The sequence below is a fragment of the Aureimonas sp. OT7 genome, assembly GCF_014844055.1.
In the GTDB taxonomy this organism is placed as follows: domain Bacteria; phylum Pseudomonadota; class Alphaproteobacteria; order Rhizobiales; family Rhizobiaceae; genus Aureimonas; species Aureimonas altamirensis_A.
Genome location: NZ_CP062167.1, coordinates 2121709 through 2138782, shown reverse-complemented (window position 1 = coordinate 2138782; position 17074 = coordinate 2121709). Strand labels below are relative to the sequence as shown.

Genomic DNA, 17074 nt, shown 5'->3' with positions numbered 1-17074 from the left:
AGACCCTCAGCGCTCGATCGTGCCGGTACGGCGGATCTTCTTCTGCAGCAGCAAAACGCCATACAGAAGGGCCTCGGCCGTCGGCGGGCAGCCGGGCACGTAGATATCCACCGGCACCACCCGGTCGCAGCCACGGACGACCGAGTAGGAATAGTGATAGTACCCGCCGCCGTTGGCGCAGGATCCCATCGAGATGACGTAGCGCGGCTCGGGCATCTGATCATAGACCTTGCGCAGCGCCGGGGCCATCTTGTTGGTCAGCGTGCCGGCCACGATCATCACGTCCGACTGGCGCGGACTGGCGCGCGGCGCAAAGCCGAAACGCTCGGCGTCGTAGCGCGGCATCGACATCTGCATCATCTCGACCGCGCAGCAGGCCAGGCCGAACGTCATCCACATCAGGGACCCGGTTCGCGCCCACTGGATCAGGTCTTCGGTCGAGGTGACCAGGAAGCCCTTGTCCGCAAGCTCGTTATTGACGTCCGTCACGAAGGGATCGGACGCCGGGGCGACGGTCAGGTTGGACCGCTCGAGAAGGCCGGAGGAACTGTCGTTCAATCCCATTCGAGGGCGCCTTTCTTCCATTCATAGACAAAGCCGACGGTCAGCACGCCGAGGAATACCATCATGGACCAGAACCCGGCCCATCCGAGGTCGCCGAACGTGGCCGCCCACGGGAACAGGAAAGCCACTTCCAGGTCGAAGATGATGAACAGGATCGAGACCAGATAGAAGCGCACGTCGAACTTCATGCGCGAGTCGTCGAAAGCGTTGAAACCGCATTCGTAGGCGGACAGCTTCTCGTCGTCCGGCGCCTTAAACGCCAGCAGGAACGGCGACACCAGCAGGGCGAGCCCGATCAGCAGCGCCACGCCCACGAAGATGACGATCGGCAGATAAGAGGCGAGAAGTTCGTTCAACGGGATCAACCTTCCGAACCGCGACCGTAGGGAGCGCAAGGCTCATTACGACACAAGCATTTCGACGCTGACGTCTGACATATGCGGATGCGATGCCGGTTCAACCGCCTGGTCGATCCCGCACCGCAGCGCGATGGCGGACGATTAGACCCTTCCTAAACTTGACGCAAGTGACAGAGTCATCAAGCTTTTGGATCGATGCGCGGAAGCCGGAGAAGAGGCTTCGTTCCGCAACGCATCGCGGTGAAGAAGACGGAGTAGAAGGAGGATTCTGGAAGAGAAAATGGCGCGAGTGACGGGGCTCGAACCCGCGACCTCCGGCGTGACAGGCCGGCACTCTAACCGACTGAGCTACACCCGCGCTTGGCGCCGACGACTGCTTGCGTCGGCGGCGTGAGCGGTCGTTTAAGGGACCCCTGCCCCCCTGTCAAGCGGATCGCGAACCGTTCGAAACTTTCTTCGGCCGAAGACGCCATTTCAATGACTTAAGACGGGTCGCCCCTTCGGCCCCGATCGACGAATCGAAGCGGCCGACCGAATCGTCATGGCCCTTCCGACAAGCTGAAAAGATCGGCTTGCAAATCAGCGGACGAACCGGTAGGCAATCGCTCCAGACGCGGCCCTTCAAGGCGCGCGGGCGATTAGCTCAGTTGGTAGAGCGCCTCGTTTACACCGAGGATGTCGGGAGTTCGAGTCTCTCATCGCCCACCATCTATCCCCTTGAAATCGTTGAAACTTCCTGCGCATAAGGGCTTCCGGTCCCAAGATCGGTCCAAAATGGTCTAGTGCGCATGGCGAAGTCCGCGAACCCACGACACCTTCACACGAAGGGCAATAGCTACGTTGCCCGCAAGGGTATCCCTGCCGATCTACGTCCATATCGGGAACGCAGGTGCGTCGGCGAGCGCCGGGCAGAGCATCACGATTGCGCCTGTCATCAACGTTAGCGCCAATGGCGGCACTCAGGAACAGAATGCCGACCTCACGCGCCAGACTGCGAAAGCTGCCGAAAACTCCATCCGGGCGATTGTGCAGCAGGAGCTTCGGACCAGCGCCCTGCCGGTCGGGCGCTACGCACGGTTTTAAATGGACGCGAATAGCCACAGCATTTGGAGATTTGATTATCCCCTGTCATGATACGGTGCGGATTTTACGACGCGATATAGAGACAAGCCGATGCAGGCGATTAATCAACTGGTGCAGAGCCGCATATTTTGCGCGTTGCTAGCTTTGATGGTCCCGGCGCTTATCCTAACGATAGCCAACAGTGACTTCGTCATAAGTCCCGGATTTCTGATGGCCTTGGTTATTCCGGGCGGACTGCTAGGCACGGCGGTCTCGTTTGTGATCTACCCGTTTGCGGTGGCCTTCCATGCATTTGGATCAATGGATGGAGATCAAGGTCCGGCTTACTTCATTGCGATCAGTTTTCTTTGCGGGATCGCGTTCTGGTGGTTCATTGGCTACGTGACTTTGATGCTCCTGCGAAAGCGCATCTCATAGGCTTCCCTCGCGGACTCGCCCTGGCGTCAATCGCGTGCTGGACATGCTCGAATGGTTCGGAACGGTCTCCGATGCCGCTCACCTGTCTGACGTGGCCAGGGCCCTGAACATGCCGAAGTCCAGTGCGCTTCTCATGCTCCGGGTTCGATCGCGGTTACCTGCAGAAGGGTGGGGACGGAAGCTACAGCCTGATTCACTTGCCGGGGTACCACGCGATCCAGGCAGGAAGACATGGCGCGCTCAAGGTGTTCGCAACGCCGATCCTCGAAGAGGCGGTACACTCCGCCGGAGAGACCGGTATCCTAGCCGCCGTCGACGGTCACAACATCCGCTTCCTCCGCAAATGCCTCCCCGGGCAACAGATCGTTTGCGACCCGGCGATTGGTGCAACGCCGCGCCTTGAGGAGGACGCGTGCGGCATTGCGATTCTCATGGCAAGCGTGCCTGCGGTCATCGCCCGCTAAATCGAAGCTGCACGGCTGACTGCGCGTGAGGCACACGCTCTTCAGGCAAGTGTCAGCGATGCTCGCAAGGATGGCTACGTGTTACACAACTCGCACGAGATCGACGGTGTCGCCTGTGTTGCCGTTGCCGTCCCGAATGCGACGGGGACGCCTTTTGCCGCGATCAAGCTGGCCGGACCCACCGGACGCCTCGTGGCCAACCTCGACCGGGTCAGCGATGCCGCAATTCATGCGGCGGCAAGGGTCGGCGAACTGGTCGCCCGTTGCAGGGTCGGTAACGGCCGCGCGGACGATGCTCATGCTGCCTGGCGCGCCGACGCACGGACGCGGAGGTAGGCCAAGGGGGGTGCGCCGAACGCCCGCTTGAACATGGTCGTGAAGGCGGCCGGGTTGTCGTAACCGAGTTCTCCTGCCACGGACGTCACCGACGCTCCGGCAACCAGCTTCGTCATCGCGGACATGAGGCAGGCCTGCTGACGCCAGGCGGCAAAGCTTAGTCCTGTCTGCGCCCGAAAGAGACGCGTAAACGTACGGCGGCTCATGGCAAGCTCGGCGCACCAGTCATCGATCGTCTCGCTGATCGACGGCTCGGAGATGAATGCCTGACAGCGTGTCGCAAGGGCCTCGTGGCTTGGATACGGCAGAGACAGGGGCAGCGCCGGCATGCACCTGACCTCGTGTAGGATCAATTCCATCAACGCACCGTCGCGGCCCTCAAGGTCGTATCCCAGCGGGCAGTCGACCGCTTCCATCATCAACGTCCGCATGAACGATGACAGTCCGACCACCTGGCATGTCCCGGGCATGTCGGGCGCGGCATTCGCGTCGATGTAAAGGCTGTGCATCTCGACGATCCCGATCATGCGGACGTTGTGCACGGTGCCAGGGGGAATCCACATCCCGCGCTCAGGCGGCATCAGCCATGCGCCCTCCGGCGTGGTCAGCAGGATACCGCCACGGCCTGCGGTCATGAACTGGCCACGTCGGTGTTCGTACGGTTCGATGTAATGCCCCGACGGGTAGCGTTTGGCGATGGCTACGATCGACCGTGGCGTGATGTCGATAGTGTCGATGTGGATTTCGCGCATCCTGGCCCACTCACCAAGCCGATAGGCTCGTATCGAGTGGCGGGCCAACTCCGGAATTTTCTATCTATGGCCTTTCGGGTGCGCAACTCCTTGCGTCCAAGATCAGGATCACAGGGCTCGGGACAATGAGTCAGACCACGACGATCACCACGGCACCGACAACGGATGTTGTCTCCGCTCTCGGTGCAGCCAGCCTCTGCCACCTTCTGAATGACCTGATGCAGGCACTTTTGCCGGCGACCTATCCGATCTTCCAGGACGAGTTCGGCCTGTCATTTACCCAGGTCGGGCTACTGACCTTCGTCTACCAGATCACTGCCTCGTTGTTTCAGCCGTTCATTGGTCACTATACCGATCGCCATCCCCTTCCGTACTCGCTCCCTGTCGGCATGGCGTCGTCCCTGGCCGGACTGCTGACGCTGGCCTACGCCCCGAACTTCACCATACTTCTCATCGGCGGGATTCTCCTTGGCCTCGGCTCGGCGATCTTCCATCCCGAGGCCTCGCGCATTGCCCGCCTGGCATCCGGGGGACGGCACGGCCTGGCGCAGTCCATCTTCCAGGTCGGTGGCAATTTCGGCTCCGCGCTCGGGCCGCTCGCCGCCGCCTTTTCGTGCTGCCGCGAGGACAGACTGGCCCGGCCTGGTTTGCCGTGGCAGCGTTGACAGGCATCCTGATCCTGACGGCACTCGGGCGTTGGTACGAACAGAACGGCCACGCGAAGAAACCGTCCGGCACGGCTCCGGCAGGGCATCCCATTCTCTCCCGTCGCCAGGTCTCGACGGCGATGACGATCTTGATCGCGCTCCTGTTTTCGAAGTACGTCTATCTCGCGTCGTTCACGAGCTATTATATCTTCTTCATGATGGAGCGTTTCGCACTCTCGACCCAGATCGCACAGGTCTACCAGTTCGTTTTCTTCGCGGCGGTCGCGGCAGGAACGGTGGCGGGTGGGCCGATCGGCAACAGGCTGGGACGCAAGGTCGTGATTTGGGTATCGATCCTCGGCGTATTGCCGTTCACCCTGCTGCTTCCATACGCCGGTCTGACGCTAACGGCGGTTCTTTCGGTTGTAATCGGCTTCGTCATGTCGTCCGCCTTCCCAGCCATCGTGGTCTATGGACAGGAGCTTATGCCAGGAAGGGTCGGCATGGTGTCCGGGCTCTTATTCGGGTTCATCTTCGGTATCGGTGGCATTGGAGCAGCACTCCTTGGCGTTCTGGCCGACTACACCAGCATCGCTTTCGTATTCCAGGCCTGCGCCTTTCTACCGATCATCGGCGTCCTTGCGGCCTTCCTGCCGAGCACACAACTCCCGAAAACGGCCTGATCATGCCGAAGTTGCCCGGAGACGCTGGCGAACAGAATACAACGTTGGTCGAAACGTTCTTCCTTGAGCGCCAACGCACTCCTATCGGGCAGCTGGTCCTGTTGACCGATGTCGACGACCGCCTTCGTGTCGCCGATTGGGTCGACTACGAGGTCCGGATGCACCGCCGCCTCTTTCTCCAGTACGGCTCGGTCGCAATCATCGCCCGGGCGGGACGGTCTGCCGCTTACTGCGCCTTTGAGGCTTACTTCGCAGGTGAGGTCGGCGCCCTCTCCTCGCTTCCGGTGCGTATGAACGGGACACCGTTCCAGTGCAGCGTCTGGAACGAGCTGCTCCGAATTCCTGTCGGGACCACCATCACCTACGGTGAACTTGCACGCCGCATCGGACGTCCGACCGCCTTTCGCGCGGTTGGATCGGCAAACGGGCTCAACACAATCAACATCGTCGTTCCGTGTCACCGCGTAGTTGGAGCCAACGCATCCCTGACGGGTTACGGAAGCGGCCTGTCGCGAAAGCAGTGGCTGCTCGACCATGAGTCAGGGCGTCCAACGCTGTTTGGCTAAGCAGCAGACCTGCGCCACACCTGCGGTCTCGGCTGCATGCATCGCAGCACGAACTTGTCTTACCGCCTCTATGGCGTGCCCTGCTCCGGGGCGGGGCCTCGCTCGAGAAAGGTCGAGAGGGTGATGTAGCTGCGGACAGACCGGACACCTTCCAGGCTCTGGATCTCCATCAGGAAACTTTCCAATCCCTCGGTGTCGACGGCACGCACCTTGATCAACACGCACCCGTCGCCCGCCACGGTGTGCAGCTCTTCCACCTCGGGCCGATCCGCAAACTTCAGGAGATGTCGTGTCGCGCTGTAGCTGCTCGTGTCGACCACCAGGAAGGTCAGCAGCGTGCGGCCCAGCTTGCAGCCATCCAGCACCGCGACCGTGCCCTTGATGACCCCGTCCCGCTTGAGGCGCTTTACCCGGTCATGCACGGCGGGCGCGGAGAGATTCACCAACGCGCTGAGTTCCGCGTAGCTGCGGGAAGCATCCTGCGCGAGCGCGCCTAATATCCTTCGGTCGATCCGGTCCAGTTCGGCCGGATGATGCCGCGCCTGCCGAATGACGTCTGTTTCTTTATAGGACATGCCCATAACAGCCTTCTAACCGGATTTTATGTCTCCTATTAAGGCTACGACCGAACGAGGTTCGGTGTCCAGCACACTCTATGGAGACTGCCATGCCAGTCGCACTATTTGCGCTGGCGATCGGCGCATTCGGCATCGGATTGACCGAATTCGTCGTCGCCGGCATCCTGCCCCAGATCGCCGGTGATTTCGGCGTCGGTATTCCGCAAGCCGGGCTGATGGCCACCATCTATGCCCTCGGCGTCTTCGTTGGCGCCCCGATCCTGACGGTGCTGGGATCGCGCGTTCCACGCAAGACGATGCTCGTCGTCCTGTCGATCGTCTTCACCCTCGGAAATATCGTCACCGCGCTTGCGCCGAACCTGACCGTCGCCCTTGCGGGCCGCGTGTTGACGGCCTTCAATCACGGCACCTTTTTCGGGATCGGCTCCATCATCGCAGCCTCGCTGGTGGCAAAGGACAGGCAGGCAAGTGCCATTGCCTTCATGTTCTCGGGGCTGACCTTCGCCAATCTCTTCGGCGTACCCGCCGGAACGTGGCTGGCGCAGATGTACGACTGGCGGCTGGCGTTCTGGCTGGCGGCCGCCATCGGCGTTGCAACCGTCGTCAGCGTGGCGCTGCTCGTGCCGCCGATCAAGGCCGGCAAGGCCATAGAACTGAAATCGGAACTGCGGGCCTTCGTCGATCCCCAGGTCCTGCTGGCCATGGCGATCACCGTCTTCGGCCCTGCCGCGTTCTTCACCTCCATCACCTACATTGCGCCGATGATGATCGAAGTGGCCGGGTTCACGGAAGCCGGCGTCGCGCAGATCATGATTCTCTTCGGCCTTGGCCTCGCCGTCGGAAACTGGTTCGGCGGGCGCTTCGCCGACCGGTCGCTGTTCGGAACACTGTTCGTCACCTTGGCCGCGCAGGCCGCCGTTCTTTTCATCTTCTGGCTGAAGGCGGACAATAGCGCCGTCGCCTGCATCTCGGTCTTTCTCATGGCGGCATTCGGTTTTGCCACCTGCTCGCCCCTCCAGAAACTGGTGATGGATCGCGCAGCCAGTGCCGGTGCCCCGACGATGGCCGCATCGGTGAACATCGGTATGTTCAACCTGGGCAACGCCATCGGCGCCTATGTCGGTGGGGTCACCATTACCGCCGGGCTCGGCATCGCCTCTCCGAACTGGGCCGGCGCCGTGTTGTCGCTGATCGCCCTGGGGCTGGCGGTAATCGCCTGGGCTCTCACGCCTGCCCGGGGCTACAAGGGGCATGTCGCGAACAGATCGGCGTGTTGCGACGCCTAGCGGCCCGACCGGCTTCTTGTGTCGATCCCGGGGGTGCCGGGAACGGACAAGACAAAGGGGTGGACGCCAATGGCACCCACCCCTTTTGGCCAGCCTTATGGCTGGCGAAACTTTTGCACCAGATGCTTAGCGCTTGTTGACCGCGTCCTTCAGGCCCTTGCCGGGCGTGAACTTCGGTACGTTACGTGCCGGAATATCGACTTCCGCGCCCGTGGACGGGTTGCGGCCCTTGCTGGCTTCGCGACGCGAAACCGAGAAGGTGCCAAAGCCGACGAGACGCAGGTCGTCACCGCCGGAGAGCGCACCCTCGATCGAGGTGAAGACGGCGTCGACCGCTTCGGTCGCCTGCGCCTTGCTGAGACCGGCCTTTTCAGCCACGGCCGAAACGAGTTCATTCTTGTTCATCAGTATCCTCCTGACTACGGCGCACCGCACCGGTTGGCTGCAGACGATGGTCAAAAGCGTTACATCATTCAAGCTCTGCAAGCCCCGAAAGCCCGGAAAACTGGCCTTTGCGCACAAAAAATGCCGCCCGAAGGCGGCATTTTTCCACATTGTGTCGCAAATGCGGCTTAGTGGGCCGTCGTAACGGCCGTATCGTCGGCATTGTCGACCGCCGGAAGGGGGTGCGCCGACTCGTCCCAGTCGATCGGCTCGGGCTGGCGGACCAGCGCATGCTTGAGCACCTCGCCGATGCGGGACACGGGCACGATTTCCAGATTGTTTTTCACATTGTCCGGAATATCGACAAGGTCCTTGGCGTTGTCCTCGGGGATAAGGACCTTCTTGATCCCGCCCCGCAATGCGGCCAGAAGCTTCTCCTTGAGCCCGCCGATCGGCAGCACTCGCCCGCGCAACGTGATCTCGCCCGTCATGGCGATATCCCGGCGCACCGGGATGCCCGTCATGACCGAGATGATGGACGTTGCCATCGCAACGCCCGCCGACGGACCATCCTTGGGCGTCGCACCTTCCGGTACGTGCACGTGGATGTCGCGGCGGTCGAAGAGCGGTGGCTCGATCCCGTAATCGACCGCACGACTGCGCACATAGGATGCGGCAGCGGAGATCGATTCCTTCATCACGTCGCGCAGGTTGCCCGTCACCGTCATGCGGCCCTTGCCGGGCATCATGACGCCTTCGATGGTCAACAGCTCGCCACCGACCTCCGTCCAGGCCAGACCGGTCACGACACCGACCTGATCGTCGGCTTCCACCTCGCCATAACGGTAACGCGGCACGCCGAGATAGTCCGAGATGTTGGCGGCTGTCACGTCCACCCGCTTGGTTTCACCCTTCAGGATAAGGGTCACCGCCTTACGGGCGAGCGTCATGACCTCACGCTCGTAGGAGCGCACGCCGGCTTCACGCGTGTAGCGACGGGCGATCTCCCGCAGCGCGTCGTCGCTGACCGAGAACTCATGCGGCTGCAGGGCATGGTCGCGGATGGCCTTCGGCAGCAAATGCCGCTTGGCGATCTCGACCTTCTCGTCCTCGGTGTAGCCGGCGATGCGGATGATCTCCATCCGGTCCATCAGCGGCCCGGGGATGTTCAGCGTGTTGGCCGTCGTGACGAACATGACGGACGACAGGTCGAACTCGACCTCCAGGTAATGATCCATGAAGGTGGAGTTCTGCTCCGGGTCCAGCACCTCGAGCAGCGCCGAAGACGGATCGCCCCGATAGTCCTGGCCCAGCTTGTCGATCTCGTCGAGCAGGAACAGCGGATTGGCCTTCTTCGCCTTCTTCATCGACTGCACGACCTTGCCGGGCATGGAGCCGATATAGGTGCGCCTGTGGCCGCGGATCTCGGCCTCGTCACGGACGCCGCCCAGCGCCACGCGCACATACTCGCGGCCCGTCGCCTTGGCGATGGACTTGGCGAGCGACGTCTTGCCGACGCCCGGAGGCCCGACGAGGCAGAGGATCGGCCCCTTCAGCTTGGTCTGGCGGCTTTGCACCGCGAGATACTCGACGATGCGCTCCTTGACCTTGTCGAGGCCGTAATGCTCGGCGTCGAGCAAGGCCTCGGCCTTCCTGAGGTCGATCTTGGCACGCGAAAACTTGCCCCAGGGCAGGCCCAGCAGCCAATCCAGATAGTTACGGACCACCGTCGCCTCGGCCGACATCGGGCTCATCTGCCGAAGCTTCTTCAGCTCGGCATTGGCCTTCTCCTTGGCCTCCTTCGAAAGGCGCGTCTTCTTGATGCGCTCTTCGATCTCGGCCATCTCGTCGCGGCCTTCCTCGCCGTCGCCGAGCTCCTTCTGAATGGCCTTCATCTGCTCGTTCAGATAGTACTCGCGCTGGGTCTTCTCCATCTGCCGCTTGACCCGGGACCGGATGCGCTTTTCCACCTGCAGGACGGAAATCTCCGACTCCATGAAGGCAAGCGCCTTCTCGAGCCGCTCACGCGTCCCGACGAGAGTCAGCATCTCCTGCTTTTCGGAGATCTTGATCGCCAGATGCGAAGCGACCGTGTCGGCCAGCTTGGAGTAATCGTCGATCTGGCCAGCTGCGCCAACGACTTCCGGCGAAATCTTCTTGTTGAGCTTTACGTAATTCTCGAACTCCGAGATCACCGAGCGCGCCAGCGCCTCGATCTCGACCGGATCTTCGTCGCGCGGGGGCACGATGCTGGCAACCGCCTCATGCCAATCGGCACGGTCGGTGAAGCGATCGATATGCGCGCGCGAAATCCCCTCCACCAGGACCTTGACGGTCCCGTCGGGGAGTTTCAGCAGCTGCAGGACGTTGGCAAGCGTGCCGATCTCGTAGATGGCGTCGGGCGCCGGATCTTCGTCGGTCGCGTTGCGCTGCGTCGCCAGCAGGATCTGCTTGTCCGCGCCCATCACCTCTTCGAGAGCCTTGATGGATTTCTCGCGCCCCACGAACAGCGGCACGATCATGTGCGGGAAGACGACGATGTCCCGCAGGGGGAGCACAGGGTACAGGGTCTCGGGAGAGCCGGCTTGTACCGTTTGATCGATGGACATCAACTATCCTTTCTGCGGCAAGGCCGCCTTGGGCCGGCCGGCCGGGCCTTCGTCGAAGCACCCGGCGTACCGCCCACTACCAATCTCAATGTGGTCTCAAACCCACCGACATTCAAGCGTCATGCTGCCTTGCAAAATCGCCATGCGCCGGGGCATGAAACGCAACAGGCCCGCGCCGCTGCACGCGACGCGGGCCTGCCGGATAAGGGGGCGTCCACCAGCCGTGCCGGCTGGCGGATTGCCGCAAACGTCTGCGTCAGGCGCTGACGTTCTCCTTCTCGTCCTTACGGTCCGCGTAGATGTACAAAGGCCGGGCATTGCCGTCGATGACATCCTCCGAGATGACGACCTCCCGGACGCCTTCCAGCGTCGGCAGGTCGAACATGGTATCCAGCAGCATGGCTTCCATGATGGACCGCAGGCCGCGTGCGCCGGTCTTGCGCTCGATGGCCTTGCGGGCAATCGCCTTGAGGGCGTCCTCGTGGAACGACAGCTCGACATTCTCCATCTCGAACAGCCGCTGATACTGCTTCACCAGCGCATTCTTGGGCTGCACCAGAATCTGCACGAGAGCGACCTCGTCCAGATCCTCCAGCGTTGCCAAAACGGGCAGGCGGCCGACGAATTCGGGGATCAGGCCGAACTTCAGCAGATCCTCGGGCTCGACCTGCCGGAACAGTTCGCCCGTGCGCCGGTCTTCCGGCGACAGCACGTTTGCGCTGAACCCGATCGAGGTCTTCCGGCCCCGGTCCGAGATGATCCGATCCAGCCCGGCGAAGGCACCGCCGCAGATGAACAGGATGTTTGCGGTATCGACCTGGAGGAATTCCTGCTGCGGATGCTTCCGGCCTCCCTGCGGCGGCACCGACGCGACCGTTCCTTCCATGATCTTCAGAAGGGCCTGCTGCACGCCCTCGCCCGACACGTCGCGCGTGATGGACGGATTGTCGGACTTGCGGCTGATCTTGTCGATCTCGTCGATGTAGACGATGCCGCGCTGCGCCCGCTCGACATTGTAGTCGGCGGACTGGAGCAGCTTGAGGATGATGTTCTCGACATCCTCGCCCACATAGCCGGCTTCCGTCAGCGTGGTGGCGTCGGCCATCGTGAAGGGCACATCGAGGATGCGCGCCAGCGTCTGGGCAAGCAACGTCTTGCCGCAGCCGGTGGGGCCGATCAGCAGGATGTTCGACTTCGCCAGCTCGACGTCGTTGTTCTTCGCCGCATGGGCCAGCCGCTTGTAGTGATTGTGCACCGCGACGGACAGGACCTTCTTCGCGAAGGACTGGCCGATGACGTAATCGTCCAGAACCGCGATGATCTCCTGGGGCGTGGGCACGCCCTCCCGGGACTTCACCATGGAAGATTTGTTCTCTTCCCGGATGATGTCCATGCACAGCTCAACGCATTCGTCGCAGATGAAGACCGTCGGCCCCGCAATCAGCTTGCGAACCTCATGCTGGCTCTTTCCGCAGAAAGAGCAATAGAGCGTGTTCTTGGAGTCGCCGCCGCTGATCTTGCTCATGTTCCGTTCCTTCCGCTCGGGAACCGCCTTTGCGGCGGTTCCGCCGGTGGGCTGCAAAGAAAGCTATTCGCTTCTCCGGGCGCCCACAATATGACCTTCGGGCCCAATCCGTATTCCAATGGGCGAATGTGACAGTTTTGCTCTAGCTCACGTTAGCCGGGACAGCTTGACCGACCCTTGCTTCGTGTCGCGCCGCAGCGAAAGACGCCGTCACTGCCCGCTTGAGAGTGCGGCCTCGAGCGCATCGCGCGATGAGTAGACCTTGTCGATAAGACCGAAGGACTGGGCTTCCTCCGCCGTCATGAAATGGTCACGGTCGAGCGTGCGTTCAATGGTTTCGTAATCCTGGCCGGTATGCTCGACGTAAACCTCGTTCAGGCGCCGCTTCAGCTTGATGATGTCCTGGGCGTGGCGCTCGATGTCGGAAGCCTGGCCGGAGAAGCCGCCCGAGGGCTGGTGCACCATGATACGCGCGTTCGGCGTCGCGAACCGCATGTCCTTGTGGCCCGCGCAGAGAAGCAGCGAGCCCATCGAGGCCGCCTGTCCGACGCACAGCGTCGATACGGCGGGCTTGATGAACTGCATCGTATCGTAGATCGCCATGCCGCTCGTCACCACGCCGCCGGGCGAATTGATGTAGAGGGCGATCTCCTTCTTGGGGTTTTCCGCCTCGAGGAAGAGGAGCTGCGCGCAGATCAGCGTCGCCATCGAATCCTCGATGGGGCCGGTCACGAAGATGATGCGCTCCTTCAGGAGACGGGAGAAAATGTCATAGGCCCGTTCGCCGCGATTGGTCTGCTCGACCACCATCGGTACCAGGTTGAGCGCGGTTTCGATTGGATGCTTCATGAAATTTGGCTTCCGTCTATGTTGTCGCCGCCCGGCGATCATGACCGGGGAGCCAGAATCACGACGGGGGGCGTCTCCTCCTGTAGATAGGGCCGAAGCCGCACCTTGTGCAAGACGCCCCGCCCCCTGCGCCGGGCCTTGAGCTGACGACCTTGTGAATAGTCTTGATCGCCCCCGGGTTGGACTGGCCGACGGCAATTCGGCAGCAAGGCGCATTCGAACCGGCAATAAGGGAGGCGATATTGCTGTCGCGAGACTATCGAGACATTATAGCGGGCGCGCTGTTGATGGCAGCGGGCGTGTGGATGGCGCTCTATGCGCAGGGCACGCTCGACCTCGGCAGCGTGCGCCGGATGGGCCCGGGCATGTTCCCGGTCGCCGTCGGCATCATTCTGGCGCTGTTCGGCATCGCCATCATGATACCGGCCTTCTTCCGGCAAGGCACGTTCGAGGAAATCGAGATCCGATCCACCCTCGCCGTGCTCGCCAGCATCGCCGCCTTTGCGATGGTCATCCGGCCCTATGGCCTCATCCCGGCCATCGCCGCACTGGTCCTTGTCGCGGCGCTTGCCGAGCGCACCTTCCGCCCGGTGTCCATCCTGGCCAGCATCGTGGTGATGGCGACGCTTGCCTGGCTGATCTTCAAGGCAGGGCTGGGCCTTCCGCTGACCATGGCGCGGTGGCCGCACTGATGGAACAGCTCTACGGCAACGTCGCCCTGGGCCTGTCCACGGCCCTCAGCCTCAACAACCTTTTCTACTGCTTCGTCGGCGTCTTCCTGGGCACCGTCGTCGGGGTCATCCCCGGCCTGGGGGCCTTGGCCGCCATCTCGATGCTGTTTCCCATCACCTTCCATCTGGATGCGACGGCGGCGCTGATCATGCTGGCCGGCATCTGGTACGGGACCAGCTATGGCGGCAATACGGCGTCCATCCTGCTGAACATCCCCGGCACGCCGGCAAACGCCGTCACCTGCCTCGACGACTATCCGATGACGAAGCAGGGGCGCGGCGGCGTCGCACTGCTGATGACGACGGTCGCCTCCTTCGTCGGCGGAACCATCGGCATCATCCTGATGATGCTGTTTGCGCCGACCATCGCGGCCTACGCCCTCTCCTTCGGGTCGGCCGATTATTTCGCGCTCATGGTGCTGGGCCTCGTCGCCGCATCGACCATCTCAGACGGCTCGGCGATCAAGGGCCTGGCAATGGTGGTCCTTGGCATCGCCTTCGGCTGCGTGGGCATGGACATCTATTCGGGCGGCCAGCGATTCACCTTCGGCTGGCTCGAGCTTGCCGACGGCATCAGCCTGGTGGCGCTGGCGATGGGCCTGTTCGGTGTCTCGGAGATCATCGTCGGCATCCGCAACGTATCGGCCAACGCCATCGATCGCTCCAGCGTCACGCTCAGGGCGATGAAGCCCACAAGGGACGACCTGCGCCGGTCCATCGGCCCGATGGCGCGCGGCACCGGCATCGGCTCGTTCTTCGGGACGCTTCCGGGCACCGGACCCTCCGTCGCGGCCTTCATGGCCTACGCGGTGGAGAAACGGGTGGCAAAGGACAGGTCGCGGTTCGGCAAGGGCGCGATCGAGGGCATCATGGCTCCCGAATCGGCGAACAACTCCGCCGACCAGACGTCCTTCATCCCGACGCTTGCCCTGGGCATTCCGGGCAGCCCCACCATGGCGCTGATGCTGGGGGCGCTGATTATCCATGGCATAGCGCCCGGCCCGCAGCTCATGACCGAGCAGGCCAGCCTGTTCTGGGGCCTCATCATGAGCTTCTGGATCGGCAATCTCCTGCTGGTGGTGCTGAACGTGCCGCTGATCGGCTTGTGGGTGCGGCTGCTGCTGATCCCCTACCACCTGCTCTACCCGGCCGTGCTGATGTTCATCTGCATCGGCGTCTACACGGTGAACAACAATCCGTTCGACGTGTGGCTCGTGGTCTTTTTCGGCGGCCTCGGCTACGTCATGCGCCTGCTGGACCTGCCCACCGCCCCCTTGCTGCTGGGCTTCGTACTCGGCCCACTGATGGAAGAGCATTTCCGCCGTGCCATGCTGATCTCGCGCGGGAACCTGATGACCTTCGTGGAGCGGCCGATCAGCGGCGCCGTACTGGCCGTCACCGCGCTCATCCTCATCTGGAGCGCCTGGGCCGCCTATTCGGTCTACCGGCGCGAGCGCAAGCTGCAGGCAGTCGAGGCATAGCGGCAGAGCCGTATGGGTTCGGCCTGACACCCAGGCCGAACCTCCAGACGTGAAAAGGGCCGCTTCGTTTCCGAAGCGGCCCTTTATTTTCGTTCGAGTCACGAGGTGGCGGGACGCCGTCAGGCGGCGGCGCTGGTCTCTTCCTCGTCTTCCTTCATCAACTCTTCGCGGCTGACGGTCTTGTCCGTCACCTTGACCGAACCGAGCAGGTGGTCGACGACCTTCTCCTCGTAGATCGGCGCGCGCAGGCTCTGGATCGCTTCCGGCGTCTTGCGGAAGTAGTCGTAGACCTGCTGCTCCTGGCCGGGATACTGGCGGACCTGCTCGAACAAGGCGCGCTGCAGCTCCTCGTCGGAAATGGTCACGCCGGCCTTCTCGCCGATCTCGGACAGGACGAGGCCCAGGCGAACGCGGCGTTCGGCCAGCTTGCGATAGTCCTCGCGGGCCTTCTCCTCGGTGGTGTCCTCATCCTCGAAGGTCTTGCCGCTCTGCTCGAGCTCGCGGCTGACCTGCGACCAGATGTTGTTGAACTCGGCTTCCACGAGCTTTTCCGGCAGCGGGAAATCGTAATCCTTGTCGAGGGCATCCAGAAGCTGGCGCTTGACCTTCTGGCGCGTCATGGCGCCGAACTGGCTCTCGATCTGGCCGCGCACGATCTCGCGCAGCTTCTCGATGGACTCAAGGCCCATCTGCTTGGCGAGATCGTCGTTCAGCTCCAGCTCGCCAGGTGCGGCCACGGCCTTCACCTTGACGTCGAAGACGGCCTGCTTGCCGGCCAGATGCGCCGCGCCGTAATCTTCGGGGAAGGAAACCTTCACCTCGCGCTCGTCACCGGCCTTGGCGCCGACGAGCTGGTCTTCGAAACCGGGAATGAATTGACCCGAGCCGATGACGAGGTTGGAATCTTCCGCCGAGCCGCCCTGAAAGGCCTCACCGTCGATCTTGCCGACGAAGTCCATGGTGACGCGGTCGCCGTTCTCGGCCGCGCCGTCCTTGTCGGAGTAGGTGCGGGCGTTCTCGGCGATGCGCTTGACCTGCTCCTCGACTTCCTCGTCCGCCACCTCGACCACGGGCCGTTCGATGGCGATGCCCGAGGTGTCCTTGACGTCGAAGGAGGGCAGCGTCTCGTAGCGCAGGGTGAAGCGGAAGTCGGTGCCGCCGCCCAGAACCTTCTCGGCCTCGGCCTCGTCTTCGCTCATCGCGATCTCGGGTTGCATGGCGGACCGCTCGTTGCGATCGGCAATGACCTTGCGCGGCGTCTCGTTGATGATCTGGTTGACGATCTCGGCCATCAGCGAACGGCCATAGGTCTTGCGCAGGTGGGACACCGGCACCTTGCCGGGCCGGAAGCCCTTGAGGCGCACCTGATCCTTCGCTTCAAACAGCCGGGTCTGGAGCCGTGCCTCGAGGTCCGCGGCCGGCACGACGACTTCGATCTCGCGCTTAAGGCCCTCGGCCTTGGTTTCCGTTACCTGCATTCTAAACCCTTCGATTTCAAGTTGACCGACGGAAAACCGCCGAAGTCGATTTCAATTCCGATGCGAGAAACTCTAGGAGCTGGTGCGGGTGGAGGGACTCGAACCCCCACACCATAGGCGCTAGAACCTAAATCTAGTGCGTCTACCAATTCCGCCACACCCGCACAGCGCCTTGGCTCATCGCGTAGCGCGCGTCTCTATATCACTGCCAGATTTGACGTCAAACAGGAAACGCCGCAACGACGCCGCAGCGGGACGTGTTGCGTTGCACCATCCGCAAGG

Annotated in this window: 15 protein-coding genes, 3 tRNA genes and 1 pseudogene; 8 read left to right on the top strand and 11 right to left on the bottom strand. The window is 62.4% G+C overall.

The features are described 5' to 3' along the window. Positions 1-6 precede the first annotated feature (6 nt). From IGS74_RS10300 to IGS74_RS10290, 3 genes are all read right to left on the bottom strand, one after another. Positions 7-585: an NADH-quinone oxidoreductase subunit B gene (locus IGS74_RS10300; RefSeq protein WP_156122249.1), complete on the bottom strand. Its 579-nt coding sequence runs from the start codon at positions 583-585 to the stop codon at positions 7-9. Further along, positions 555-920 carry an NADH-quinone oxidoreductase subunit A gene (locus IGS74_RS10295; RefSeq protein ID WP_039190101.1) on the bottom strand — a complete coding sequence of 122 codons (366 nt, stop codon included), beginning with the start codon at positions 918-920 and terminating at the stop codon, positions 555-557. The genes IGS74_RS10300 and IGS74_RS10295 overlap by 31 nt, the downstream gene beginning before the upstream one ends. Before the next feature lie 284 nt (positions 921-1204). Beyond that, positions 1205-1281: transfer RNA gene (locus IGS74_RS10290), tRNA-Asp, on the bottom strand. A 274-nt stretch (positions 1282-1555) separates the two neighbouring features. Here IGS74_RS10290 and IGS74_RS10285 point away from each other — a divergent pair. The 3 genes from IGS74_RS10285 (at position 1556) to IGS74_RS10270 (ending at position 3223) form a co-directional block, all read left to right on the top strand. Then, positions 1556-1631, top strand: a tRNA-Val gene (locus tag IGS74_RS10285). Positions 1632-2096: 465 nt separating this feature from the next. Beyond that, the gene (locus tag IGS74_RS10280; RefSeq protein WP_192386061.1) at positions 2097-2423 is read left to right on the top strand and encodes a hypothetical protein; all 327 of its coding nucleotides are present in this window, start codon (positions 2097-2099) and stop codon (positions 2421-2423) included. Positions 2424-2887: 464 nt separating this feature from the next. Continuing rightward, the gene (locus IGS74_RS10270) at positions 2888-3223 is read left to right on the top strand and encodes an IclR family transcriptional regulator C-terminal domain-containing protein (RefSeq protein ID WP_192391724.1); all 336 of its coding nucleotides are present in this window, start codon (positions 2888-2890) and stop codon (positions 3221-3223) included. Here the strand turns inward: IGS74_RS10270 and IGS74_RS10265 are convergent. Beyond that, entirely contained in the window at positions 3184-3975 is a 792-nt protein-coding gene (locus tag IGS74_RS10265) for a helix-turn-helix transcriptional regulator (RefSeq protein WP_192386059.1), read from the bottom strand. The two genes, IGS74_RS10270 and IGS74_RS10265, sit on opposite strands and share 40 nt — an antisense overlap. A 125-nt stretch (positions 3976-4100) precedes the next feature. Here IGS74_RS10265 and IGS74_RS10260 point away from each other — a divergent pair. Then, positions 4101-5305: pseudogene (locus IGS74_RS10260) on the top strand (MFS transporter). Positions 5306-5349: 44 nt separating this feature from the next. Beyond that, a complete protein-coding gene (locus IGS74_RS10255; protein WP_246722523.1) occupies positions 5350-5871 on the top strand; it encodes a methylated-DNA--[protein]-cysteine S-methyltransferase in 522 nt (173 codons plus the stop codon). Positions 5872-5939: 68 nt separating this feature from the next. Here IGS74_RS10255 and IGS74_RS10250 read toward each other — a convergent pair whose 3' ends face one another. Further along, positions 5940-6452, bottom strand: coding sequence for an Lrp/AsnC family transcriptional regulator (locus tag IGS74_RS10250; protein ID WP_192386057.1), 513 nt, complete (start codon positions 6450-6452; stop codon positions 5940-5942). 86 nt (positions 6453-6538) lie between these two features. On the opposite strand from IGS74_RS10250, the gene IGS74_RS10245 reads away from it, so the two are divergent. After that, entirely contained in the window at positions 6539-7735 is a 1197-nt protein-coding gene (locus tag IGS74_RS10245) for an MFS transporter (protein ID WP_192386056.1), read from the top strand. Between the two features lie 126 nt (positions 7736-7861). Here the strand turns inward: IGS74_RS10245 and IGS74_RS10240 are convergent, their stop codons facing one another. From IGS74_RS10240 to IGS74_RS10225, 4 genes are all read right to left on the bottom strand, one after another. Next, complete coding sequence (locus IGS74_RS10240; RefSeq protein WP_281412999.1) at positions 7862-8290, bottom strand: HU family DNA-binding protein; 429 nt, start codon at positions 8288-8290, stop codon at positions 7862-7864. Between the two features lie 17 nt (positions 8291-8307). Beyond that, a complete protein-coding gene (lon, locus tag IGS74_RS10235; protein WP_192386055.1) occupies positions 8308-10728 on the bottom strand; it encodes an endopeptidase La in 2421 nt (806 codons plus the stop codon). A 256-nt stretch (positions 10729-10984) separates the two neighbouring features. Beyond that, complete coding sequence (gene clpX / locus IGS74_RS10230) at positions 10985-12253, bottom strand: ATP-dependent Clp protease ATP-binding subunit ClpX (protein WP_039191114.1); 1269 nt, start codon at positions 12251-12253, stop codon at positions 10985-10987. A gap of 210 nt (positions 12254-12463) precedes the next feature. After that, positions 12464-13102 (bottom strand): ATP-dependent Clp protease proteolytic subunit, encoded by a 639-nt coding sequence (locus IGS74_RS10225; protein WP_039190077.1) that lies wholly within the window; start codon positions 13100-13102, stop codon positions 12464-12466. A gap of 164 nt (positions 13103-13266) precedes the next feature. Between IGS74_RS10225 and IGS74_RS10220 the strand changes: the two genes are divergently transcribed. After that, positions 13267-13794: a tripartite tricarboxylate transporter TctB family protein gene (locus tag IGS74_RS10220; RefSeq protein WP_348641863.1), complete on the top strand. Its 528-nt coding sequence runs from the start codon at positions 13267-13269 to the stop codon at positions 13792-13794. Beyond that, entirely contained in the window at positions 13794-15314 is a 1521-nt protein-coding gene (locus IGS74_RS10215) for a tripartite tricarboxylate transporter permease (RefSeq protein WP_192386053.1), read from the top strand. The genes IGS74_RS10220 and IGS74_RS10215 overlap by 1 nt, the downstream gene beginning before the upstream one ends. A gap of 119 nt (positions 15315-15433) precedes the next feature. Here IGS74_RS10215 and tig read toward each other — a convergent pair whose 3' ends face one another. Both tig and IGS74_RS10205 read right to left on the bottom strand, forming a co-directional pair. After that, a complete protein-coding gene (tig, locus tag IGS74_RS10210) occupies positions 15434-16792 on the bottom strand; it encodes a trigger factor (RefSeq protein WP_039190068.1) in 1359 nt (452 codons plus the stop codon). Between the two features lie 80 nt (positions 16793-16872). After that, a tRNA-Leu gene (locus IGS74_RS10205) sits at positions 16873-16956 on the bottom strand. Positions 16957-17074: the final 118 nt, after the last annotated feature.

Excerpts from the sequence above, each read along its gene's own strand:
- IGS74_RS10300 (WP_156122249.1), bottom strand. The coding sequence starts at position 585 with ATGGAAGAAAGGCGCCCTCGAATGGGATTGAACGACAGTTCCTCCGGC.
- IGS74_RS10280 (WP_192386061.1), top strand. The coding sequence starts at position 2,097 with ATGCAGGCGATTAATCAACTGGTGCAGAGCCGCATATTTTGCGCGTTG.
- IGS74_RS10265 (WP_192386059.1), bottom strand. The coding sequence starts at position 3,975 with ATGCGCGAAATCCACATCGACACTATCGACATCACGCCACGGTCGATC.
- IGS74_RS10250 (WP_192386057.1), bottom strand. The coding sequence starts at position 6,452 with ATGGGCATGTCCTATAAAGAAACAGACGTCATTCGGCAGGCGCGGCAT.
- IGS74_RS10245 (WP_192386056.1), top strand. The coding sequence starts at position 6,539 with ATGCCAGTCGCACTATTTGCGCTGGCGATCGGCGCATTCGGCATCGGA.
- IGS74_RS10240 (WP_281412999.1), bottom strand. The coding sequence starts at position 8,290 with ATGTGGAAAAATGCCGCCTTCGGGCGGCATTTTTTGTGCGCAAAGGCC.
- lon (WP_192386055.1), bottom strand. The coding sequence starts at position 10,728 with ATGTCCATCGATCAAACGGTACAAGCCGGCTCTCCCGAGACCCTGTAC.
- clpX (WP_039191114.1), bottom strand. The coding sequence starts at position 12,253 with ATGAGCAAGATCAGCGGCGGCGACTCCAAGAACACGCTCTATTGCTCT.
- IGS74_RS10225 (WP_039190077.1), bottom strand. The coding sequence starts at position 13,102 with ATGAAGCATCCAATCGAAACCGCGCTCAACCTGGTACCGATGGTGGTC.
- IGS74_RS10215 (WP_192386053.1), top strand. The coding sequence starts at position 13,794 with ATGGAACAGCTCTACGGCAACGTCGCCCTGGGCCTGTCCACGGCCCTC.
- tig (WP_039190068.1), bottom strand. The coding sequence starts at position 16,792 with ATGCAGGTAACGGAAACCAAGGCCGAGGGCCTTAAGCGCGAGATCGAA.